Below are 18,822 nucleotides of genomic sequence, written 5' to 3'. Positions count from 1 at the left end.
ACATGACGTGCGCTCTGTTGACGTGCGCCTTTCGGCGTGTGGAGGGGAACATGAGCAAGTCACGCAGACGGGCCCGCATATCCGGCGGCGCCGCGCTCCTGGGCGCGGCGGCGCTGCTCGCGTCCGGCGTTCCGGCGGCCCAGGCCGCCGACGAGACGCCCCAGGGACCGGCCACCGAGGTCGTCCCGGGCACCGGCACCAAGACCCCGGCCCTGGTGGACGGGATCGAGGAGGCCGCCAAGGACTCGGGCAGCCCGGCCGCCGCGGCCCGCGGCCACCTCGCGGCCAAGAAGGACCGGTACGAGATCGCCGACCCGGCACGGGACCTGACGGCCGAGCAGACGCTGAAGCAGGGCGCCGGCGAAACGGTCCGCTTCCAGCAGAAGCACCGCGGGCTGCCGGTCCTCGGCGGCCAGTACCTGGTGCGGATGGAGAAGAAGGACGGCGACCGGGTCGTCACCGGCACCTCCGGCAAGTACTTCACGGGCCTGACCGTGGGGACGAAGGCGCGGGTCGCGGAGAAGACGGCGGTCGCGCGGGCCGTGGCGGCGACCGCCGCCGGTGACGGCCGCACGGGCAGCCTGACCAAGCTGGCCCCCAAGTCGGCCGGTGCCGAGGCGAACGCCAAGGCCGGCAAGCGCACCGCCAAGAGCGGCACCCCGCTCTCCGGCTCCTCGCACGGCCTGGTCGTCCTGCCCCAGGGCAAGGGCCTCCTGACGTACCACGTCACCGTCACCGGCACCGACCCCGTGAGCGGCGCGCCGGTCAAGCAGGAGGTGTACGTCGACGCCGCCTCCGGCTTCCCGGTGCTCCAGTACTCGGGCATCCAGTCCATAGCCGACGACGCCGACTTCCCCGGCACGACGGGCAGCGGCGTCAGGCTGGACGGCAAGAAGGTCGACCTCGACCTCACCCACGACGCGGCGTCGGACTCGTACCAGCTGCGTGACTACCGCCACCAGTGGAACGGCAGCAAGAACGCGCTGACCACCTGGGACGCGCGCGGCGTCGACGCCAATGACGCGTCCGGCACCTGGCCGAGCGGCATCACCGAAGTCGCCTCCAAGACCAAGGAGTTCGGCAAGGACGCCACCGAGTCGGGGGCCGTGGACGCGCACTGGGCGGCCGGGCAGGTCTACGACTACTACAAGCAGAAGCACGGCCGCGACAGCCTCGACGGCAAGGGCATGGCCATCAACTCCCTGGTGGGCGTGACCGACGGCGGGTTCCCGTTCGTCAACGCCTTCTGGGACGGCCAGAAGATGGTGTACGGCGGCGGCGACGAGGAGACCAAGACCCTCTCCGCCGACCTGGACGTGGTGGGCCACGAGATGACGCACGGCGTCGTCGAGCACACCGCGGGCCTCGTCTACGTCGGCCAGTCCGGCGCCCTGAACGAGGCGCTCGCCGACTACTTCGGCAACGCCATCGACGTGACCGCGTCCAAGACCCCGATGAGCGACCCGAAGGCCGCCCTCATCGGCGAGGACCTGTGCCGCACCAAGGCGCCCGAGGACTGCGCGTTCCGCAATCTGAACGACGGGCGGACCACCGCCAAGGACTTCCTCGGCGTCACCATCGGCACCGACAGCGGCGGTGTGCACCTCAACTCGACGATCTTCTCGGGCGCCCTGTGGGACATCCGCGAGGACCTCGGCGGCACCCTGGCCGACCGGATCGTCTACAAGGCGCTCGCCGAGTACCTGACGCCGCTCGACGGCTACACCGACGCCCGCAACGCGGTGGTCGCCGCGGCCAAGGCGCTCGGTGTCAAGGGCGCGAAGCTGCGGTCCGTGAACCGGGCCTTCGACGCGCACGGCATCACCAAGGGCTGGGAGAAGGCCATCGGCGCCGACTCCGACAAGCTCCTCGGCGACGTGAACGCCACCCGCGTCGGCGGCCGCCTTCCGAACACCGGAGCGGGCGCGGGCGGCGGCTGGTGGGCCGCGTCGAAGTCCGACGACGAGGGCCAGGAAGCCTTCTCCGTCTGGGCGGGCCGCACCGACGGCAAGGGCACGAAGAAGCTGATCAGCCCCAACGACGGGCGCTACCACGTCTACCCGGACACCGACGGCAGGACCGTGGCGTGGGTGGCGTACGGCCCGACCAGCGTCGAGGTGCTCTCCCGGCCGCTGACCGGCGGCCCGGTCAAGAAGCTGTGGTCGGCGGGCACCACCGTTGCCAACGTGCACGTCTCGGGCCGGACCGTGACCTGGCAGGAGTCCAGCCCGCACGGCCAGCAGCGGGTCGCGTACCTGCGCAAGGGCGAGCGCGAGCCGGTGTTCGTGGACGGCGGCCGCTACGACGTGGTCACCGCGCTGCCCACCCTCAGCGGCGACAAGCTCGGCTACGCCAAGGTGTACGTCGACAAGGACGGGCAGCAGCAGGTCTCCACGGAGATCACGGACGTGCGCAGCGGCAAGCAGACCCTGGTCCCGGCCAAGGGCGCCCACCTCGGTGTCGCGACCCCCGCGATCAACGGCAAGTACCTCTACTGGCTGGTCGACGACATCGCCGACGACAACCGCATGGGCCTGCGCCGCGCCGACCTGGACGGCACCGGCCTGACGGACGTCATCCCCGAGGACTCGGCCACCGCGTACTTCTGGAACGTGGACGCCTCGGACTCCGCGGTGACCCTCACGCAGTGGAAGCCGCAGCGCGGCTGGAGCAACGGCAACCTCACCAAGCTCGTCCAGACCGACCTGGACGGCAAGGGCCTGAAGCGGGTCTCCTGCAACCGCGGTGAGCAGACCGGCCACGCGGCCGACACCGGCAAGCGCGTGGTGTGGATCGACGGCACCACGGGCCACACGGACCTGGTGACCCGGGCCCGCCCGGCGGGCACCTGCTGATCCCGGTACGCGAAACGGCGGTGCCCCGCCCCCCCCTCGCGAGGGGGGGGCGGGGCACCGCCTTCGGGTGTCCCGGCCCGCCGTCCCGCCCCCCCCCTCCACGGGGCGGCGGACCGGGACGCGTCGGGCCGCTCAGACGACGGCGGCGAGCAGCTCGCGGGTGTACGCGGCGCCCGGCGCGTCGAAGACCTCGTCCCGGGTGCCGGTCTCGACGACCTCCCCGTGCCGCATGACCGCGACCCGGTCGCAGAAGTGCCGGACGACGGCCAGGTCGTGCGAGACGAACAGGAGCGAGAGGCCCAGCTCGTCGCGCAGGTCCATCAGCAGGTTCAAGACCTGCGCCTGCACGGACACGTCGAGCGCGGAGACCGGCTCGTCCGCGATGATCAGCCGGGGGCGCAGCGCGAGCGCGCGGGCGATGCCGATGCGCTGGCGCTGGCCGCCGGAGAACTCGTGCGGGTAGCGGTCCAGGTGGTCGGCGGACAGGCCGACCTGTTGAAGCAGTTCCGCGGCGCGCTCGCGGCGCTCGGCCGCGTCCGCCCGGGTGTGCACCCGCAGGGGCGTGGTGACGATCTCCTGCACGGTGCGTCGCGGGTTCAGCGAGGCGTACGGGTCCTGGAAGACGAGCTGCACCTCGCGGCTGAGCTCGCGGCGCAGCGCGGCGGACCCGGCGGCGCCGGAGATGTCGCGGCCGTTGAAGCGGACCTCGCCCGAGGTGGGCCGCTGGAGTCCGGCGAGCACGCGGGCCGTGGTGGACTTGCCCGAGCCGGACTCGCCGACCAGGCCGAGGGTCTCGCCCTCGCGCACCTGGAGGCTGATGCCGCGCACCGCGCGGGCGGGCTCGCGGCGCCGCCCGAGCAGGGTGCGGCCGCCGCCGAACTCCACGCGCAGGTCCGTGACCTCGGCGAGGGGCCGCTCGGGGGGCGCCACCAGCGCGCGGGCCGCCGTGCGCGGCTTGGGATCCGGCTCGTCCACCGTCGGAAGGCGGGTGCCGGGGACGGTGGTGAGCGTGGGGGCCGCGCCGATCAGGGCGCGGGTGTAGGGGTGTTCGGGGGCGGTGAGCACGCGCTCGGTCGGCCCCAGTTCCAGCTGCTGGCTGTGGCGCATGACGAGGACGCGGTCGGTGGCGTGCGCGACGACGCCCACGTCGTGGGTGACCAGGACGACGGCGGTGCCGTGCTCGTGCCGCAGTTCGTCGAGCAGGTCGAGGACCTGGCGCTGGACCCGGGCGTCGAGCGCCGTCGTGGGCTCGTCCGCGATCAGCACGTCCGGGCTGTTGATCAGCGCCATCGCGATCATCACGCGCTGGCGCATGCCGCCGGAGAACTGGTGCGGGTAGTCCCGGGAGCGGGCGGCGGCGATGCCCACCCGCTCCAGCATGTCGACGGCCCGGTCCCGGGCCTCCGCGCGCGAGGCGCCCCGGTGGTGGATCCGGTAGGCCTCGGCGAGCTGGGCGCCCACCGAGTGGAAGGGGGACAGGGCGGCGAGCGCGTCCTGGAACACCATCGCCACCTTCGAGCCGCGCAGCGCGCGCAGCTCGGCGTCGGACGCGCCGACGACCTCCGTGCCGCCCGCCGCGACGCTGCCGGTGATCCGGGTCCGCGCCGGGTCGTGCAGCCCCATCGCGGCCAGGCCCACGGTGGACTTGCCCGAGCCGGACTCCCCCACCAGGCCGAGCACCTCGCCGCGCGCCAGGTCGAAGGTGACGCCCTCGGCGGCGGTGACGGCGCCGCGCGGCCCGGTGAACGTCACGCTCAGATCGCGTACGCGCAGCGCGGGAGCAGTCGTCGGAGCAGGAGCAGGAGCGGTCATGCGAGCCTCACCCTCGGATCGAGCCACGCGACCACGAGGTCGGCGACGGCGACGAACACCACGACGAAGCACGCGGCGAGCAGCACGGTGCCCACGACGGTCGGCAGGTCGTTCTGGACGACCGCGTCCACGGCGAGCTTGCCGACACCGCTGAGCCCGAAGACGGTCTCGGTGATGAACGCGCCGCCGAGCAGCGCGCCCACCTCCAGGCCGAGGAGCTGCACCAGGGGTGCCGCGGCCCCGCGCGCGGTGTACTTGAGATGGGCGCGCAGCGGGCTGAGGCCCTTGCCGCGCGCGGTGCGCACGTATCCCTCGTGCATGACCTCCAGCATCTGGGCGCGGGAGAGCCGGGCGAAGACGGCCGCGTTGACGAAGCCGAGCACGAGCCAGGGCAGCAGCAGGCCCGCGAGCCAGGCGCCGGGGTCCTCGCCGGGCGAGGTGTAGCCGGGCAGCGCGAACCAGCCGGTCTGGTACACGAGCAGGTACTGCAGCGCGTAGCCGAGGAAATAGATCTGCACGCTGGCGCCGACCAGGGTGAAGGCGGACAGGAGCCGGTCGGAGAGCCGGCCCCGGCGCAGCGCGGACACGAAGCCCGCGCCGACGCCGACGACGAGGATGACGGCGAGCGCGCCCGCCGCGAGCGAGAGCGTGACCGGGAAGCGGCTGGTGATGGCCGCGCGGACCGGCTCGTGCAGGGCGTACGAGTAGCCGAGGCAGGGGGCGTCGCAGGCGATCGGGGTGCCGTCGACGTCTGCGATGGTGCGGCCCGCGAACAGGCCGCGCACGTAGTCGGCGTACTGCGCGAGGACCGGCTGGTCCAGGCCCATGGACTCGCGCACCGCCGCGACCTGGGAGGCGTCGCACTTGGGGCCGCAGGCGATGACGGCGGGGTCGGACGGCGCCGCGTAGAAGAGCGCGAAGGCGGTCGCGGAGATCGCGAGGAGCACCACGACCGCCGTCAGCGCCCGTCGGAGGACGTAGGCGAGCATGGGTCAGGACTTCTTCAGGTACAGCCAGGCGGGGCTGATGGTGCCGTAGATCGGGTGGATGAAGGCGCCGCCGACGTTGGCGCCGCGGACCTGCTGGACGCGCTGGTGCAGGAACGGCACGACCGGCACGTCCTTCATGATCGTGTTCTTCTCCAGGGCGATGAGCGCCTTGGCCTTCTTCGTCGCGTCGGTGATCTTCGCGATGCGGTCGAGCTCCTTGTCGACGGCCGGGTTCCGGTACCGCGGGTCGTTGTCGAGGGAGTCACGGCGGCTGTCGAAGCGGTAGGGCACGCCGGTGGCCGGGGTCGGCCAGTCCACGGAGGAGCCGGACATCCACAGGTCGTACTTCGGGTCGGTGCCGCGCAGGACCTCGTTGGTGAACGCGGGCAGCGGCAGCGGCTTGGTGACCAGCTCGATGCCCGCCTTGGCGAAGGCGTCGACGAGGACCTGCGCCATGCGGTCGTTGACGGCGTTCGACTCGTAGGCGTACGAGAGGCGCTTGACCTTCTTCTTGGCCTTGGCCAGGTGCTGCTTGGCCTTCTCGATGTCGCCCGTGGGCCTGACCGGGTAGGTGTCGTAGCTCTCCCAGCCGACGATGGCGGGCGAGGAGTACGTGGTGGCGATGTCGCCGACGCGCGGGCCGCCGAGCGCCTGGCGGGCCTGCTGGCGCGGCAGCAGGTAGTGGACGGCCTTGCGCACCTCGGGGTCGGCGACGCGGTCGTTGCGGATGATCAGGTGGTAGGTGAACGCGCCGCGGCGGCCGTCGACGATCAGGTCCTTCTTGTCCCGGTCGCGCTCGGCCTCGCCGATGAGCTCGGGCGGGAACTCGTTCTTGGTGGTGACGGTGTCCGCGCCGTCGCCGCGCCCGTTGAGGATCTCCTGCGCGGTGTTGAGCTCCTTCTTCTCGAAGGTGAACTCGAACTTGTCGGCGTACTGGTGGCGGATCGGGTCGGTGTCCGCCTTCCAGTGCGGGTTCTTCTCCAGGGTCAGCGACTGGTTCTGGCGGTGGGAGACGATCCGGTAGGGGCCGGTCGCGAACGGCTTGAGGTCGTAGCGCGTGCCGGTGTCCTTGTCGGGGCGCACCGGCGACGAGGAGGACTGGGCGGCCATGAACGGCACGTCGGACTGCGGCTTGTGGAAGCGGAAGACGATCGTCTTGGCGTCGGGCGTCTCGATGCGGTCGAAGTCGCCGTCCTTCTTGGGGCCGCCGTAGACCTTGCGGGCCTGGGCGAGGTCGGACTTGCCGGTGAGCCACTGCGGCCAGTAGGGCGGGCCGACCTCGAAGCCGGGCGCGAAGGTGCGCTCGATGCCGTACTTGACGTGCTCGGAGGTGATCGGCTTGCCGTCCTCCCAGGCGATGCCGTCCTTGAGCTTGTACGTCCAGGTGCGGCCGCCGTCGGAGGACTTGCCGATGTCGGTGGCGAGGTCGCCGACGAGCTTGGGCTTGCCGTCGATCACCTGGTACTGGGTGAGCTGGCGGCCCCACAGGAGCGAGGTGTTGTACGCCTCGCCCGCGTAGATCTTCTGCGGGTCGAGGTGGGAGTAGTCGCGCAGGTTGGCGACGCGGATGGTGCCGCCCTTCCGCGCGCCCTCGACGGCGGGCGCCGGGCCCGTGCTGTCCTTGGCGCTGCCCACTCCGGCGACCAGGTCGGCCTCCTTGCGGGGCGCGGCCGCATCGCTCTTGGATCCCGCCCCGGCCGAGCAGGAGCACAGCACGAGCATGGCGGAAGCGGCGGCGACGACGGGGACGGCCACGGTGCGCGACGTGATCCTGGGCATGGTGAACTCCATTGCGGATGGTGCGGGTGAGGGTGGCGCGCGGAACGCGCCGGGTCTCAGCGGCCGGTACGGGGGTCGAGCGCGTCCCGTACGGAGTCGCCGAGCAGGTTGAAGGCGAGGACGAAGAGCAGGATCGTCACGCCGGGGAAGATCATGTAGGTCGGGTCGTCGTAGAAGACCTCGGAGCCGCGGGCGATCATGCGGCCCCAGTCGGGGATGGGCTCGCTGATGCCCACGCCGAGGAAGGACAGGGCGGCCTCGGCGGTGACGATGCCCGGCAGGGCGACCGTGATGTGCACGAGGACGGGCGCCCACACGTTCGGCAGGAGCTCGCGCAGCACGATGTGGCGGCGCGAGGCGCCCACGGCCCGTGCGGCCTCGATGAACTCGCGCTCGCGCAGGGAGCGCACGGTCGTCCTGAGGACCATCGCCAGCGGCACCCAGCCGAAGGCGGCGAAGACGAGCACCAGGACGGTGAACTGCATCCAGGCGGGCTCGTTCTCGCCGGGGTCGACGAAGCGGGTCTGCACGATGGGGCTCAGCGCGAGGAAGAGCAGCAGCGTCGGGAAGGCGAGCAGTACGTTGCAGACGAAGGTGAAGACCCGGTCGGCGAGGCCGCTCAGATAGCCGACGGTCACGCCGAGGACGACCCCGAGGACCGCGATGACGGCGATGGCGGCGCCCGCGACGAGCAGCGAGGTGCGGATGCCGTACAGGAGCTGGGTGAACACGTCCCGGCCGAGGCCCGGCTCCAGGCCGAACCAGAACTCGCCGGACATGCCGCCGTTGGGCAGCACCGGCAGGCCCTCCGGGCTGAGCAGGCCCGTCTCGTTCTGGCCGTAGTGCTCGGTGGGGTTCTTGCCGTAGAGCGCGGCGACCAGCGGGGCGGCGAGCGCGAGCAGCACGAAGAAGGCCACCACGCCGAGCGCGGCGAGGCCGACGCGGTCCCTGCGGAAGGCGCCGACGGCTGCCGCGAGCGGGCCGCGGGGCTCGGTTCGTGGCGCGTCGGCCATGCTGCCCAACTCCTGATGACGTGCGGACGCGGAGGTGTCCCGCGTCGGGGTGCGCATCATTAGAGCCAGCAATACGGCGCCCTTGCAAATCCTCCACAGAAGACATTTCCGAAATGCTGCGGAGATTTACAGAGGCGCAACATTACAGCCCCCCCCAAACAGGGGCCAAACGGGCATCTCGACCGCATTGAGATCTGCGCCACATACCCACACCATAGAAGGCTCATGGTGGTCTCAACCTTGCTTCGCAAGGTCACATCCCCGATCGGCCTACACATCACGCATAAATCTACGCGCGTAACCCCTTGGGAATTCAGGGCGGTGGATTTCTTCAACCCGCCTTCTTAATTCCGGCCGGAATAACCGAAGGCCCCGGAAACCGAAAGGTTTCCGGGGCCTTCGGGCCGTCGAACCAGGCGTCAGCCGATTTTCGCGCCAAAGGCTTCGAGCGCCTCCGGCACCGGCTGGAAGAACGTCTCGCCGCCGGCGGAGCAGTCACCGCTGCCGCCGGAGGTCAGACCGAGCGCGGTGTCGCCTGCGAAGAGGGCGCCGCCGCTGTCGCCGGGCTCGGCGCAGACGTCGGTCTGGATGAGCCCGTTGACGACGTCGCCGTTGCCGTAGTTCACGGTGGCGTCCAGGCCCGTGACCTTGCCGTCGTGGACCTGCGTGGTGGAGCCGCTGCGCTGCACCTGCTGGCCGACGGTCGCCGCGCCCGCCTTCGTGATCTTCTGCGTGCCGCCGCCGTAGAGGTTGACCTCGCTCGGGTGGGCGGTGTCGCCGCTGTACTTGACGATGCCGTAGTCGTTGTCGGGGAAGCTGGAGCCCGCGTTCTCGCCGATGGCCGGGCCGCCCTGCTTCTCGGACCAGCTGGACACGGCCTCCGTGCAGTGGCCCGCCGTCAGGAAGTGCGGGGCGCCGTCCTTGACCACGTTGAAGCCGAGGGAGCAGCGGCTGCTGCCGCCGTAGATCGCGTCACCGCCCGCGATGAGGGGCTTGAACTCCCCCTTGGAGCGCTGGAGTTCGGCTTTGCCGCCGAGCTGCTTCACGACCGCGTCCAGCTTCTGGAGCGCGGCGCCCCGCACGGTGCGGTCCGCGGTCACCACGACCTTGTTGGTGGCCGGGTCGGTGGCCCAGGACGTGCCGGGGATCGACGCCTTGTCGCTGAGCGTGGTGCGGGCGCTCTTCAGCGCGGCCAGGGAGTTCTCGACGACTCTGGCCTTGGCGCCCGCCGACTCGGCGGTTTTCACCGCGTCCTTGTCCAGGACGTTCACGACGAGCTGCTTGGCCCCGGCGTCGTAGTACGTGCCCGCGGCGTCGGCGCCCAGCTCCTTGTCGAGCGACGAGGCGAGCTTTCCGGCCTGCGCCACCGACAGCGTGTCCGGTGTGGGGGCGGGGGTGTCGTCGCTCGCGTTCGCAGTCTGGAAGGTGACTGCCGCGCCGATCAGGGCGACGGCGCCCGCGCCTGCCACGGCGACGCGCCGCTTGGGTATGCGTCGGTGCTTCAACTCATGTCCTCCTGTGGGGGGTCCGCCCGCTCCGGTGTGGGGACCTCGGCGGCCGAAAAGCGTGAGCGCATGGCGGCACGGCCCTGGTGAAGCCGCGTCCATGCCAATAGGACGCGGCCCACTATTCCCAGCCCCACAGGCAGCACACAAGGTCGACTTCAGGACGCCCGCCCGGCAACGCGCCTGCCTCCGGGGCCCGTTGACCCAGCGTGGTCACGCCTAGTCGTCCCCTCGCGGGTCCCCGTTGCAAACACCGGGTGCGAGCGGGGGGTGGGCAGCGGGTGAGGACTAGTCCTGTCCGGTTTCCGTCGCTCCGGTGGCGCCGGGCGGCACGGCGGGACCGGTGGTTGAAGATTCCACTCCGCTTTGCGGCGGGGCGGCGGCGGGCGCGGGGCCCGACGGCCCGGCCCCCGTCTGCGCCCGTTCCAGGAAGCGCAGGAGTTCGACGGGGAAGGGCAGGACGAGGGTGGAGTTCTTCTCGGCGGCGACGGCGACGACGGTCTGGAGCAGGCGCAGCTGGAGGGCGGCGGGCTGCTCGGACATCTCCTTGGCGGCTGCGGCGAGTTTCTTGGAGGCCTGGAGTTCGGCGTCGGCGTTGATGACGCGGGCGCGGCGTTCGCGGTCGGCTTCGGCCTGGCGGGCCATGGAGCGCTTCATGGTCTCGGGCAGGGAGACGTCCTTGATCTCGACGCGGTCGATCTGCACGCCCCAGCCGATGGCGGGGCTGTCGATCATCAGCTCCAGGCCCTGGTTGAGCTTTTCGCGGTTGGACAGCAGGTCGTCCAGGTCGCTCTTGCCGATGATCGAGCGCAGCGACGTCTGGGCCGTCTGGGAGACGGCGAAGCGGTAGTCCTCGACCTGCACGACCGCGTTGGCGGCGTCGACGACCTTGAAGTAGACGACCGCGTCGACCCGGACGGTGACGTTGTCCCGGGTGATGCCCTCCTGCGCGGGCACGGGCATCGTCACGATCTGGAGGTTGACCTTGCGCATCCGGTCCACGATCGGCACGACCGTCGTGAAGCCGGGGCCGCGCACCCCCTGTTGCAGCCGCCCGAGCCGGAACACGACACCGCGCTCGTACTGCTTGACGACACGCGCCGCGGACAGCAGGTACAGCAGTCCGGCGGACGCGACGGCCGCTCCGGCCGCCACCAGTTCCTCGACCACGACGGCCCCCGGGGTCTCATGGGGCGAATAGGGCATGCAGTACGAAGGTAACGCGCCACCCATCCCAGGGCGAGCCCCGTGTCACGCCAAGGGCGAGCCCCCGCCCGGGAGTTGGGCGGGGGCTCGCCAGGAGCGGCTCGGAGCGCGGCGTCAGAACACGCTGACGTTGTACGCGCGCAGCGCCTCGGTGACCGGCTGGAAGAAGGTCGTACCGCCGGAGGAGCAGTTGCCGCTGCCGCCGGAGGTCAGACCGAGCGCGGTGGAGCCCGCGTACAGGGGGCCGCCGCTGTCGCCGGGCTCGGCGCACACGGTGGTCTTGATCAGGCCGCTGACGACGTCACCGCCGCCGTAGTTCACGGTCTGGTTGAGGGCGGTGACGCGGCCGCTGTGCGTGCCGGTGGTCGAGCCGCGCCGCGTCACGCTCTGGCCGACCGTCGGGTCGGCGGCGCGGGTGATGTCCTGGCTGCCGACCGTGCCGGACTTGGTGACCGAGTCATTGGTGTACTTGACGATGCCGTAGTCGTTGCCGGGGAAGCTGGAGCCCGAGGTCGTGCCGAGCACCGTCGTCTTCGCGGAGTTGGCCCACCACGTGCCGGCGCCGTCGGTGCAGTGCCCGGCGGTGAGGAAGTAGTAGGTGCTGCCGTTGCGCACGTTGAAGCCGAGCGAGCAGCGCCAGCTGTCGGCGTAGGTCGCGTCGCCGCCGGAGATGTACTTCTGGAAGGTGCCCGGCGTGCGCTCGATCCTGAGGGCGCCCGCCTTGTCGCCCGCCGCGCTCTTCACCCGGGCGATCTCGGCCGCGGACACCGTGCTGTCGGCGGTCACGACGACCTGTCCGGTCTTCGCGTCGACGCCCCAGGCGGTGCCCGCCACGTCCGCTTCGAGGACGGCGTCACTGGCGGCCGTGAGGTCGGACGCGCTGTACGTACGGGCCTCGTCGGCGCTGGCGGCGGGCACGGCGAGCGCCGCCGCGGCCACCAGACCGGTCGCGAGGGCGACTGCGCGGAGGTGTCTCGTCGGGGTGCCGCGGGGGGTGGTGCGCTTGATCCTCACTGCTGGTTCCTCCCGAGGGAAGTCAGGGGGCCCGTGGGGGCAGGGCCCGTGAGGCGCAGCCATCGGACACGACGGATTCCGGCTACGCCGTGCCCCTGACAAGCGCTGCACGGGAGTATTCGGCGGGGTGACGCACCGCACAAGGCGTCGTTTCCGGCCACTGCGGCCCGATGCTGACGCGTGCGTCCCGAAGGGGCGCGGGCCGTTTCGCACAGCGGCTCCGCCGCGCGGGCGCGACCGGCCACGACGGGGCCGCGGACGCCCGACGGCGAGTCGAAGCGTCCCGCGGCCCCGGTGACGGGTCAGCGAAGCGACACGTTCCGCTCGCCCGCGGCGATCTCGACGGGCAGGGTGTTGCCGGGCGGCGGGAACGGGCAGATGAAGTGGTCGGCGAACGCGCACGGCGGCAGCAGCGCGCGGTTGAAGTCCACCGTGACGCGGCCGTCGGCGCCGGGCGCGGCGGGCCGCAGGAAGCGGAAGCGGTAGCTGGAGCCGCCGCTGGTGGCGTCCGCGAAGACGGCCCACAGCGAACCGTCGGCCTCGACGCTCACCTGGAGCGTGTGGTCCTGCCCGGCGAGGCGGAAGGCGAGTTCCCCGCCGAGCCCCAGCCCGCGCTCCACGCCGTCCGCGTTGGACACCCGCACGGTGCGGTCCTCCCCGTACGGGGTGAAGCGGCCCTCCACCGCGAACCGCGGGTCGTGGGCGGTGGCCTCGATGCCGGTGAAGGCGCGCCGCGCCGGTGCGCCGGGGTCGAAGTCGCGCACCGCCCACAGGCCTTCGCGGCGCAGCACGACCAGGCGCCGCTCACCGAGCGCGAGGCGCGCGGCCGTGACCGGGCCGGGGTCCGCGGTGAGCCGGGCCGTGCCGGAAAAGGGCCGCCCGTCGAGGGTGAGGCCGTCGTCGGGGCCCGCGGTCAGGACGACCTCGTCGCCGTCCTCGGCCCAGTGGCCCGGGAGGCCGGGCAGGGCGCCGTCCGGGTGGTCGGCGAGCCAGTGCGTGCCGGTGAGGGACAGCGGGCCGTAGGGCGCGGACACCGTCTCGACGCGCTGTGCGTGCCACTGCTTCCAGTCCCCGAGCGCGTCCTCGGTGGTGCTTGTCGTACTCATGGTGCATCAACCCTTCCGTGCGGGCTCGGACAGCCCGAGGTGTGAGCGCAGCGTCGCGCCCTGGTATTCCGTGCGGAACGCGCCGCGCTCCTGCAACAGCGGCACCACCCGTTCGACGAACTCGTCGAGCCCGCCCGGCGTCAGGTGCGGGACGAGGATGAAGCCGTCGGCGGCGTCGGTCCGGACGAACTCGTCGAGCTGTTCGGCGACGGCGGCGGGGGTGCCGACGAACGACTGCCGCGCGGTCGTCTCGATGACGGTCTGGTGCAGGGACAGGCCCTTGGCGCGGGACAGCGCCCGCCACTTCTCGGCGACGGCGAACGGGTCGCCGACCTGCACCCGGCCCTGGACCAGCGTGGAGTGCGGGTCCGGGTCGATGTCGGGCAGCGGCCCGTCCGGGTCGTACGCCGACAGGTCGACGCCCCACACCTGCTCCACGGCCAGGAGGGCGTTCTGCGGCGAGACCTGCTGGCGGCGGATCTCGGTGGCCCGCTCCTGCGCCTCGGCCGCGGTGTCGCCGAGGACGAAGGTGACGCCGGGCATGATCTTGAGGTCCTCGGGCCCGCGGCCGTACCGGGCGAGGCGGCCCTTGACGTCCGCGTAGAACGCGCGGCCCGCCTCCAGGGTGCCGTGCCGGGTGAAGACCACGTCGGCGGCCGACGCGGCGAACTCGCGGCCCTCGGGCGAGTCCCCGGCCTGGATCACGACGGGGTGGCCCTGCGGCGGCCGGTCCACGCCGAACTCCCCGGAGATGGTGAAGTGCCGCCCGCTGTGCGCGAAGGGGCGCGGCCCGCCCGGGGCGCCGTCCGCCCCGGGAGCCCAGGAGTCCCACAGCTCCCGGGCCGTGGCGACGAACTCGGCCGCGCGGGTGTAGCGGTCGGCGCGGTCGAGAAAGCCGCCGCGCCGGAAGTTCTCGCCGGTGAAGGCGTCGGAGGAGGTGACGACGTTCCAGGCGGCGCGGCCGCCGCTGAGGTGGTCGAGCGAGGCGAGCCTGCGGGCCAGTTCGTAGGGCTCGTTGAAGGTCGCGTTGACGGTGGCGGCCAGGCCGAGGCGGTCGGTGACGGCCGCGAGGGCGCTGAGGACGGTGAGGGACTCGGGCCTGCCGACGACGTCAAGGTCGTGGATGCGGCCCTTGTGTTCGCGCAGCCGCAGGCCCTCGGCGAGGAAGAAGAAGTCGAAGAGCCCGCGCTCGGCGGTCCGTGCCAGGTGCTCGAACGACGAGAACTCGATCTGCGAGCGCGACCGGGGGTCGGCCCACACGGTGGTGTTGTTCACGCCGGGGAAGTGGGCGGCGAGGTGGATCTGCTTGCGCACGGGGGGTCCGGCCGTACGGGACCCCCGCGCAGGAGGCCCTTGCGGAGCGGATCCGTGGGTGCCGGACGTCATGACGCCTCCCTCGCGTGCGCCGCGTAGCGGTTGGCGGGCCGGGCGAGGCCCAGATGGTCCCGGAGCGTGGCGCCCGGGTAGAAGGTGCGGAACAGGCCGCGGTGCTGGAGCAGCGAGACCGTGCCGTTGACCAGGCGCTCCAGGTCGCGCCGCGGCTCCACGGGCGTGAGGTGGAAGCCGTCGGCGGCGCCCGCCGCGTGCCAGGAGGCGATGAGGTCGGCCAGGTCGACGGGCCCGCCCCGGTAGAGCGGTCCGTCGGCGGTGGGGTGCGGGCCGCCGCCGTGCCCCGGCTGCGCGGCGTGCTCGCCGCCGCCGAGGTCGACGACGAGCGCGGCGAGCACCCGCAGCGCTTCCGGGTCCCGGCCGAGCGCGGCCGCGCGGCCGCGCAGCTCGGCGCGGGCGGCCCCGGCCTGGGCCGGGCTCGCGGCCCGGACCAGGGCGACGTCCGCGTGCCGGACCGCCACGTCCCGGGTGTGCTCGGCGGTGGCGTCGACGACGACCACGGGGTGGCCCTGCGGCGGCCGGGGGACGATGGAGGGCCCGCGCACGGAGAAGGCGGTGCCCTCGAAGTCGACGTAGTGCAGCTTGTCCCGGTCGACGAAGCGGCCGGTGGCCACGTCCCGGATCTCGGCGTCGTCCTCCCAGCTGTCCCACAGCCGCCGGGCGACGTCGGCGACCTCGCCCGCCTCGCGCCACAGCGCGTCGCGCGGGGCCGCCCGGCGCCGCCCGAACAGCCTGGCCTCGGCCTCGGTCGCGGACACCTCGACGGCCCACCCGGCCCGGCCGTGGCTGACCCAGTCGAGCGTGGCCACGGCCGCCTGCACGTGGAAGGGCTCGGTGTGCGTGGTGGTCACGGTGGGTACCAGGCCGACGCGGCCGGTGGCGGGCGCGACGCGGGAGAGCACGGCGAGCGCGTCGAGCCCGCGGCGGGCGAAGCCGTCGCCGAGGGTCACGAAGTCGAGGGCGCCGTGCTCGGCGAGCCGGGCGAGTTCGACGAAGGGCGCGGCGTCGTGGGCGCCGGGCAGGTCGACGGCGGCCGCGAGATGCAGCGGGCCCCGGCCTGGGGGTGGGCTTGCGGACATCGGAGTACACCTCTCTCGGGCGGCGGTCACCGCCCGGCCTCGTGCAGGAAGGTGAGGACGGCGCGCGCGGTGGCGTCGTTCTGCCGGAAGGAAGGGCTGTTGGTGCGCGGCCGCGTGAAGGCGCCCGCGCCGCGCGCGTCGGTGTGCGGGCCGAGGGCGAAGCGGCGCGGGTGCGGGCTGCCCGCGCGGTCCCGGACACGGCCGTCGGCGGGGTCGACGGCGAGGAGCCCGTCGGGCGTCTCGGCCACCCCCTCGGCGTGCAGGGCGCGCAGCAGCGGGTCGCGGGTGCGGGCGAGCGTGGGCTGCGGAAGGCGCGCCTCGACCAGGGCGCGGGCGTCCACGTGCTGTCCGGGCACGGTGGCGCTCGTCGCCCGGAACACCCCCTCGCGCGGCTCGATGCGCAGGTCCGCGCCGAGGAACCGCACGATCCCCGCGCGGGACAGGGCGAGCAGCTGGCGCAGGCGCGGCCCGGGCGGCCCCGACGCGAGGTAGCTGAAGTAGCCGTGCCACCAGGGCCCGATGTCGCCGAGCCGGGTGAGCTGCCCGTAGACGGAGAGCAGACCGAGGAAGACGGCCAGGTCGGGGCTGTGCGCGGGGTCGTGACGGCGGGTGAGGTCGGCGGTGATGTAGGCGCGCAGGCCCTCCTGGAGCCCCGCGTACGAGGAGTGGCGGACGCCGTCCAGCGGATGGTCGAGGGCGGTGAGGTCGAGCCGGTCGGCGGGGTCGGGCACGGCGGCGGAGACGAGCGCGTGCAGCTCGGGGCTGCCGGGCGGGCAGGCGGCGTACTTCTCGTCGAAGTCGTGCCAGGCGGTGGCCGTGCGCTCGGGGTGCGCGCCGAACAGGCGGTGGTAGTGGGCGAAGCCCAGCTCCTTGTCGACCAGCGGCCACACGTCGCGCCCGAAGTCGAAGCCGCCGGGCCTGGCGAGCAGCTCGTCGATCTGCGCGGGCCCCAGGTAGCGGGGCAGCGGCGGCCGTTCGCCGTCGTCCCAGGTGTAGCCGAGCTTGGAGTGGTACGGCACGCCGCGCCGCGAGCCGACGTACAGGACCGGCTCGCGGCCCGAGGGCACATAGGTGTCGCCGTCGTAGCGCCCGCCGCGCCCCTCGGTGAGGAGCACCATGAGGTCGACGAAGGCCAGCCCGAAGCCGCGGACCAGCACGTCCTGGCCCGCTTCGAGGGCGTCGAGGTCGCTGTCGGCGGTGAAGTCGGGCGGCAGGTGCACGAGCCCGTGCTCCCGGGCGTGCCGCGCCAGGCGGAGCTGCTCGGCGTCGGGTTCGGCGTCGAGGTGGCCCTGGGCGAGGATCACGAGGTCGCCGAGCAGCGGGCGCGGGCGGCCTTCGAGCCACACCCGCTGGCGGCCCGCGCGGGGCCCGGTCAGACGCAGGGCGCGCCGGGCGTGGTGGTGCACGGTGATGCCCGGCGGCAGCGCGGCCACGGAGTTCTCGTACACCCAGCGCAGATAGGCGCCCTGGGTGCGGCGCCCGGCGAAGGTCTGTCCGTCGATGCCCGCCCACTCGTGCAGCGCGGGGCCCGGCCGGACGGGTCCCGCGAGGTCCACGGTGTCGTCGGTGAAGAGGGTGACGTCCTGTGCGTGCGAGTTCATCCACAGGAGCGGCGACTGCCGCTCCCGCCAGATGCGCCCCGGCCCCGGTGGGTACGGGTCGACGAGGTGGATCTCCAGGCGTGCCCCGGCGTACAGGGACGGCGCGTTGGCGGCGATGCGCTCGATGAGGCCGGTGGCGCGCGGGCCCGCGCCGACGATCACGAGGGTGGGCGTCCCCGCCACCGCCGACGAGGCCGTGGCGGTGCTCATCGGGCGAGCTCCGAGCCGCGCGCGTAGTGCCGCTCCACGTAGTACTGCCCGACGCTGAGCACGGAGGTGACGACGACGTACCAGAGCGTGGCGACGAGCAGGAGCGGGATGACCTGGTAGGTGCGGTGGTACACGAGCTGCACGGAGTACAGCAGGTCCTGTACGGCGATGACGCTGACGATCGAGGTGCCCTTGAGCGTGCCGATCAGCATGTTGCCCGCCGGGGGCACGATGGAGCGCATGGCCTGCGGAAGAACGATTCTCCGGAAGCGGCGCGCGCGGCCGAGCCCGAGCGACTGCGCGGCCTCGGTCTGTCCCCGGTCGACGGAGAGGATGCCGCCGCGCACGACCTCGGCGGCGTACGCGGCCTCGTGCAGGGTGAGTCCGATGACGGCGATGGTGACGGGTCCGAGCAGGTCGACGGTCTTGATGCCGAGCAGCGTCGGGTACAGCGCGCCGATGTTGAACCAGAAGAGGAGCTGCACCAGGATCGGCATCGACCGGAAGAACCAGACGTAGCCCCAGCTGACCGCCCGCAGAACGGGGTTGCCGGAGAGCCGGCCGAGGGCGAGCAGGGTGCCGAGCGCGAAGCCGAGGACCATCACGGCGGCGGTCAGCCACAGCGTGAGCCACAGTCCGCGCAGCACGGCCGCGGTGGTGAAGTAGTCGCCGACGACCCTCCACTGGAAGGCGTCGTTGCGCACGACGGAGTTCAGGGCGAGCGCGAGCGCCGCGACGACGACGGCTGCGGCCGCCCACTGGCCGAGGTGGCGCCGGGGCACGATGCGGGGTTCGGCCGGATGCTGTCCGGGAGGGTCGGGCCGGTGGACGGCCACCTTGGTGAGGGCGTCGGATGACATGCGAAGGCTCCGATGGTGCGAGTGATGCCTTCACATGCGCCGCGTGCGACACGCGGGCCACGGTGGGCCGAGGGGCCCGCACGGAGCGAGCCCCTCAGCACGCGTCCGCCTCCTGAGACTACGTGGCACGTCGCGCCCGCTGTCAAGGCCGTCCGTCGCGCCGTCTCACGCATCTGTCCAGAATATGAGCCGTACGTCTCAACGCAGTTGACGCCTTTCCGGATGCCTGTTCCACTTGTGCTCATGCATCCGCAGCAGTGGCTGGTCACGCGCTCCCACATCGACTTCGGTCGCGTGTGGTCGGCGTCTTGTTGATGCTCCTCCGAGCCGACTCGATGCTCCTCTGAGCCGACCGCCCCGCCGCGTCTTCGGGCCCTTCGCCCACCGCGTCCCACTCCTCGGAC

At 72.6% G+C, this 18,822-nt stretch carries 13 protein-coding genes; 1 reads left to right on the top strand and 12 read right to left on the bottom strand.

From position 1 onward, the window contains the following. Window positions 1–50: 50 nt before the first annotated feature. A complete protein-coding gene (locus AC5WAM_RS32505; protein ID WP_495519714.1) occupies window positions 51–2,855 on the top strand; it encodes a M4 family metallopeptidase in 2,805 nt (934 codons plus the stop codon). A 132-nt stretch (window positions 2,856–2,987) separates the two neighbouring features. Here AC5WAM_RS32505 and AC5WAM_RS32500 read toward each other — a convergent pair whose 3' ends face one another. The 12 genes from AC5WAM_RS32500 to AC5WAM_RS32445 all read right to left on the bottom strand — a co-directional run bounded on the left by AC5WAM_RS32500 (window position 2,988) and on the right by AC5WAM_RS32445 (window position 18,418). Beyond that, on the bottom strand, window positions 2,988–4,667 hold the full coding sequence (locus AC5WAM_RS32500; RefSeq protein ID WP_495519713.1) for a dipeptide ABC transporter ATP-binding protein: 1,680 nt from the start codon (window positions 4,665–4,667) through the stop codon (window positions 2,988–2,990). Then, window positions 4,664–5,656: an ABC transporter permease gene (locus AC5WAM_RS32495; protein ID WP_495519712.1), complete on the bottom strand. Its 993-nt coding sequence runs from the start codon at window positions 5,654–5,656 to the stop codon at window positions 4,664–4,666. Before AC5WAM_RS32495 ends, AC5WAM_RS32500 begins: the two co-directional genes overlap by 4 nt. A gap of 3 nt (window positions 5,657–5,659) precedes the next feature. Then, window positions 5,660–7,435: an ABC transporter substrate-binding protein gene (locus AC5WAM_RS32490; RefSeq protein ID WP_495519711.1), complete on the bottom strand. Its 1,776-nt coding sequence runs from the start codon at window positions 7,433–7,435 to the stop codon at window positions 5,660–5,662. A 56-nt stretch (window positions 7,436–7,491) separates the two neighbouring features. Beyond that, window positions 7,492–8,448: an ABC transporter permease gene (locus AC5WAM_RS32485; protein ID WP_249401657.1), complete on the bottom strand. Its 957-nt coding sequence runs from the start codon at window positions 8,446–8,448 to the stop codon at window positions 7,492–7,494. A gap of 419 nt (window positions 8,449–8,867) precedes the next feature. Then, window positions 8,868–9,953, bottom strand: coding sequence for a S1 family peptidase (locus AC5WAM_RS32480; RefSeq protein ID WP_366796283.1), 1,086 nt, complete (start codon window positions 9,951–9,953; stop codon window positions 8,868–8,870). A gap of 288 nt (window positions 9,954–10,241) precedes the next feature. Then, window positions 10,242–11,159 carry a slipin family protein gene (locus tag AC5WAM_RS32475; RefSeq protein WP_495519710.1) on the bottom strand — a complete coding sequence of 306 codons (918 nt, stop codon included), beginning with the start codon at window positions 11,157–11,159 and terminating at the stop codon, window positions 10,242–10,244. Between the two features lie 114 nt (window positions 11,160–11,273). Continuing rightward, window positions 11,274–12,173 (bottom strand): S1 family peptidase, encoded by a 900-nt coding sequence (locus tag AC5WAM_RS32470; RefSeq protein ID WP_495519709.1) that lies wholly within the window; start codon window positions 12,171–12,173, stop codon window positions 11,274–11,276. 302 nt (window positions 12,174–12,475) lie between these two features. Then, window positions 12,476–13,279: a DUF1684 domain-containing protein gene (locus tag AC5WAM_RS32465; RefSeq protein WP_495519708.1), complete on the bottom strand. Its 804-nt coding sequence runs from the start codon at window positions 13,277–13,279 to the stop codon at window positions 12,476–12,478. Between the two features lie 6 nt (window positions 13,280–13,285). After that, a complete protein-coding gene (locus tag AC5WAM_RS32460) occupies window positions 13,286–14,665 on the bottom strand; it encodes an NtaA/DmoA family FMN-dependent monooxygenase (protein WP_495519707.1) in 1,380 nt (459 codons plus the stop codon). After that, on the bottom strand, window positions 14,662–15,747 hold the full coding sequence (locus AC5WAM_RS32455) for an LLM class flavin-dependent oxidoreductase (RefSeq protein ID WP_366795677.1): 1,086 nt from the start codon (window positions 15,745–15,747) through the stop codon (window positions 14,662–14,664). Before AC5WAM_RS32455 ends, AC5WAM_RS32460 begins: the two co-directional genes overlap by 4 nt. Before the next feature lie 26 nt (window positions 15,748–15,773). After that, complete coding sequence (locus tag AC5WAM_RS32450; RefSeq protein ID WP_366795676.1) at window positions 15,774–17,558, bottom strand: FAD/NAD(P)-binding protein; 1,785 nt, start codon at window positions 17,556–17,558, stop codon at window positions 15,774–15,776. Continuing rightward, complete coding sequence (locus AC5WAM_RS32445) at window positions 17,555–18,418, bottom strand: amino acid ABC transporter permease (RefSeq protein WP_495519706.1); 864 nt, start codon at window positions 18,416–18,418, stop codon at window positions 17,555–17,557. Before AC5WAM_RS32445 ends, AC5WAM_RS32450 begins: the two co-directional genes overlap by 4 nt. Between the last annotated feature and the right edge of the window lie 404 nt (window positions 18,419–18,822).

It is taken from the genome of Streptomyces sp. JLYT201, assembly GCF_059448825.1.
Note: the sequence above shows the minus strand (reverse complement) of the source record. Positions and strands in the feature narration are given on the sequence as shown.

What these genes read in the sequence shown, in the direction of transcription:
- AC5WAM_RS32505 (WP_495519714.1), top strand. Translation starts at nt 51, where the DNA reads ATGAGCAAGTCACGCAGACGGGCCCGCATATCCGGCGGCGCCGCGCTC.
- AC5WAM_RS32500 (WP_495519713.1), bottom strand. Translation starts at nt 4,667, where the DNA reads ATGACCGCTCCTGCTCCTGCTCCGACGACTGCTCCCGCGCTGCGCGTA.
- AC5WAM_RS32495 (WP_495519712.1), bottom strand. Translation starts at nt 5,656, where the DNA reads ATGCTCGCCTACGTCCTCCGACGGGCGCTGACGGCGGTCGTGGTGCTC.
- AC5WAM_RS32490 (WP_495519711.1), bottom strand. Translation starts at nt 7,435, where the DNA reads ATGCCCAGGATCACGTCGCGCACCGTGGCCGTCCCCGTCGTCGCCGCC.
- AC5WAM_RS32485 (WP_249401657.1), bottom strand. Translation starts at nt 8,448, where the DNA reads ATGGCCGACGCGCCACGAACCGAGCCCCGCGGCCCGCTCGCGGCAGCC.
- AC5WAM_RS32475 (WP_495519710.1), bottom strand. Translation starts at nt 11,159, where the DNA reads ATGCCCTATTCGCCCCATGAGACCCCGGGGGCCGTCGTGGTCGAGGAA.
- AC5WAM_RS32465 (WP_495519708.1), bottom strand. Translation starts at nt 13,279, where the DNA reads ATGAGTACGACAAGCACCACCGAGGACGCGCTCGGGGACTGGAAGCAG.
- AC5WAM_RS32460 (WP_495519707.1), bottom strand. Translation starts at nt 14,665, where the DNA reads ATGACGTCCGGCACCCACGGATCCGCTCCGCAAGGGCCTCCTGCGCGG.
- AC5WAM_RS32455 (WP_366795677.1), bottom strand. Translation starts at nt 15,747, where the DNA reads ATGTCCGCAAGCCCACCCCCAGGCCGGGGCCCGCTGCATCTCGCGGCC.
- AC5WAM_RS32450 (WP_366795676.1), bottom strand. Translation starts at nt 17,558, where the DNA reads ATGAGCACCGCCACGGCCTCGTCGGCGGTGGCGGGGACGCCCACCCTC.
- AC5WAM_RS32445 (WP_495519706.1), bottom strand. Translation starts at nt 18,418, where the DNA reads ATGTCATCCGACGCCCTCACCAAGGTGGCCGTCCACCGGCCCGACCCT.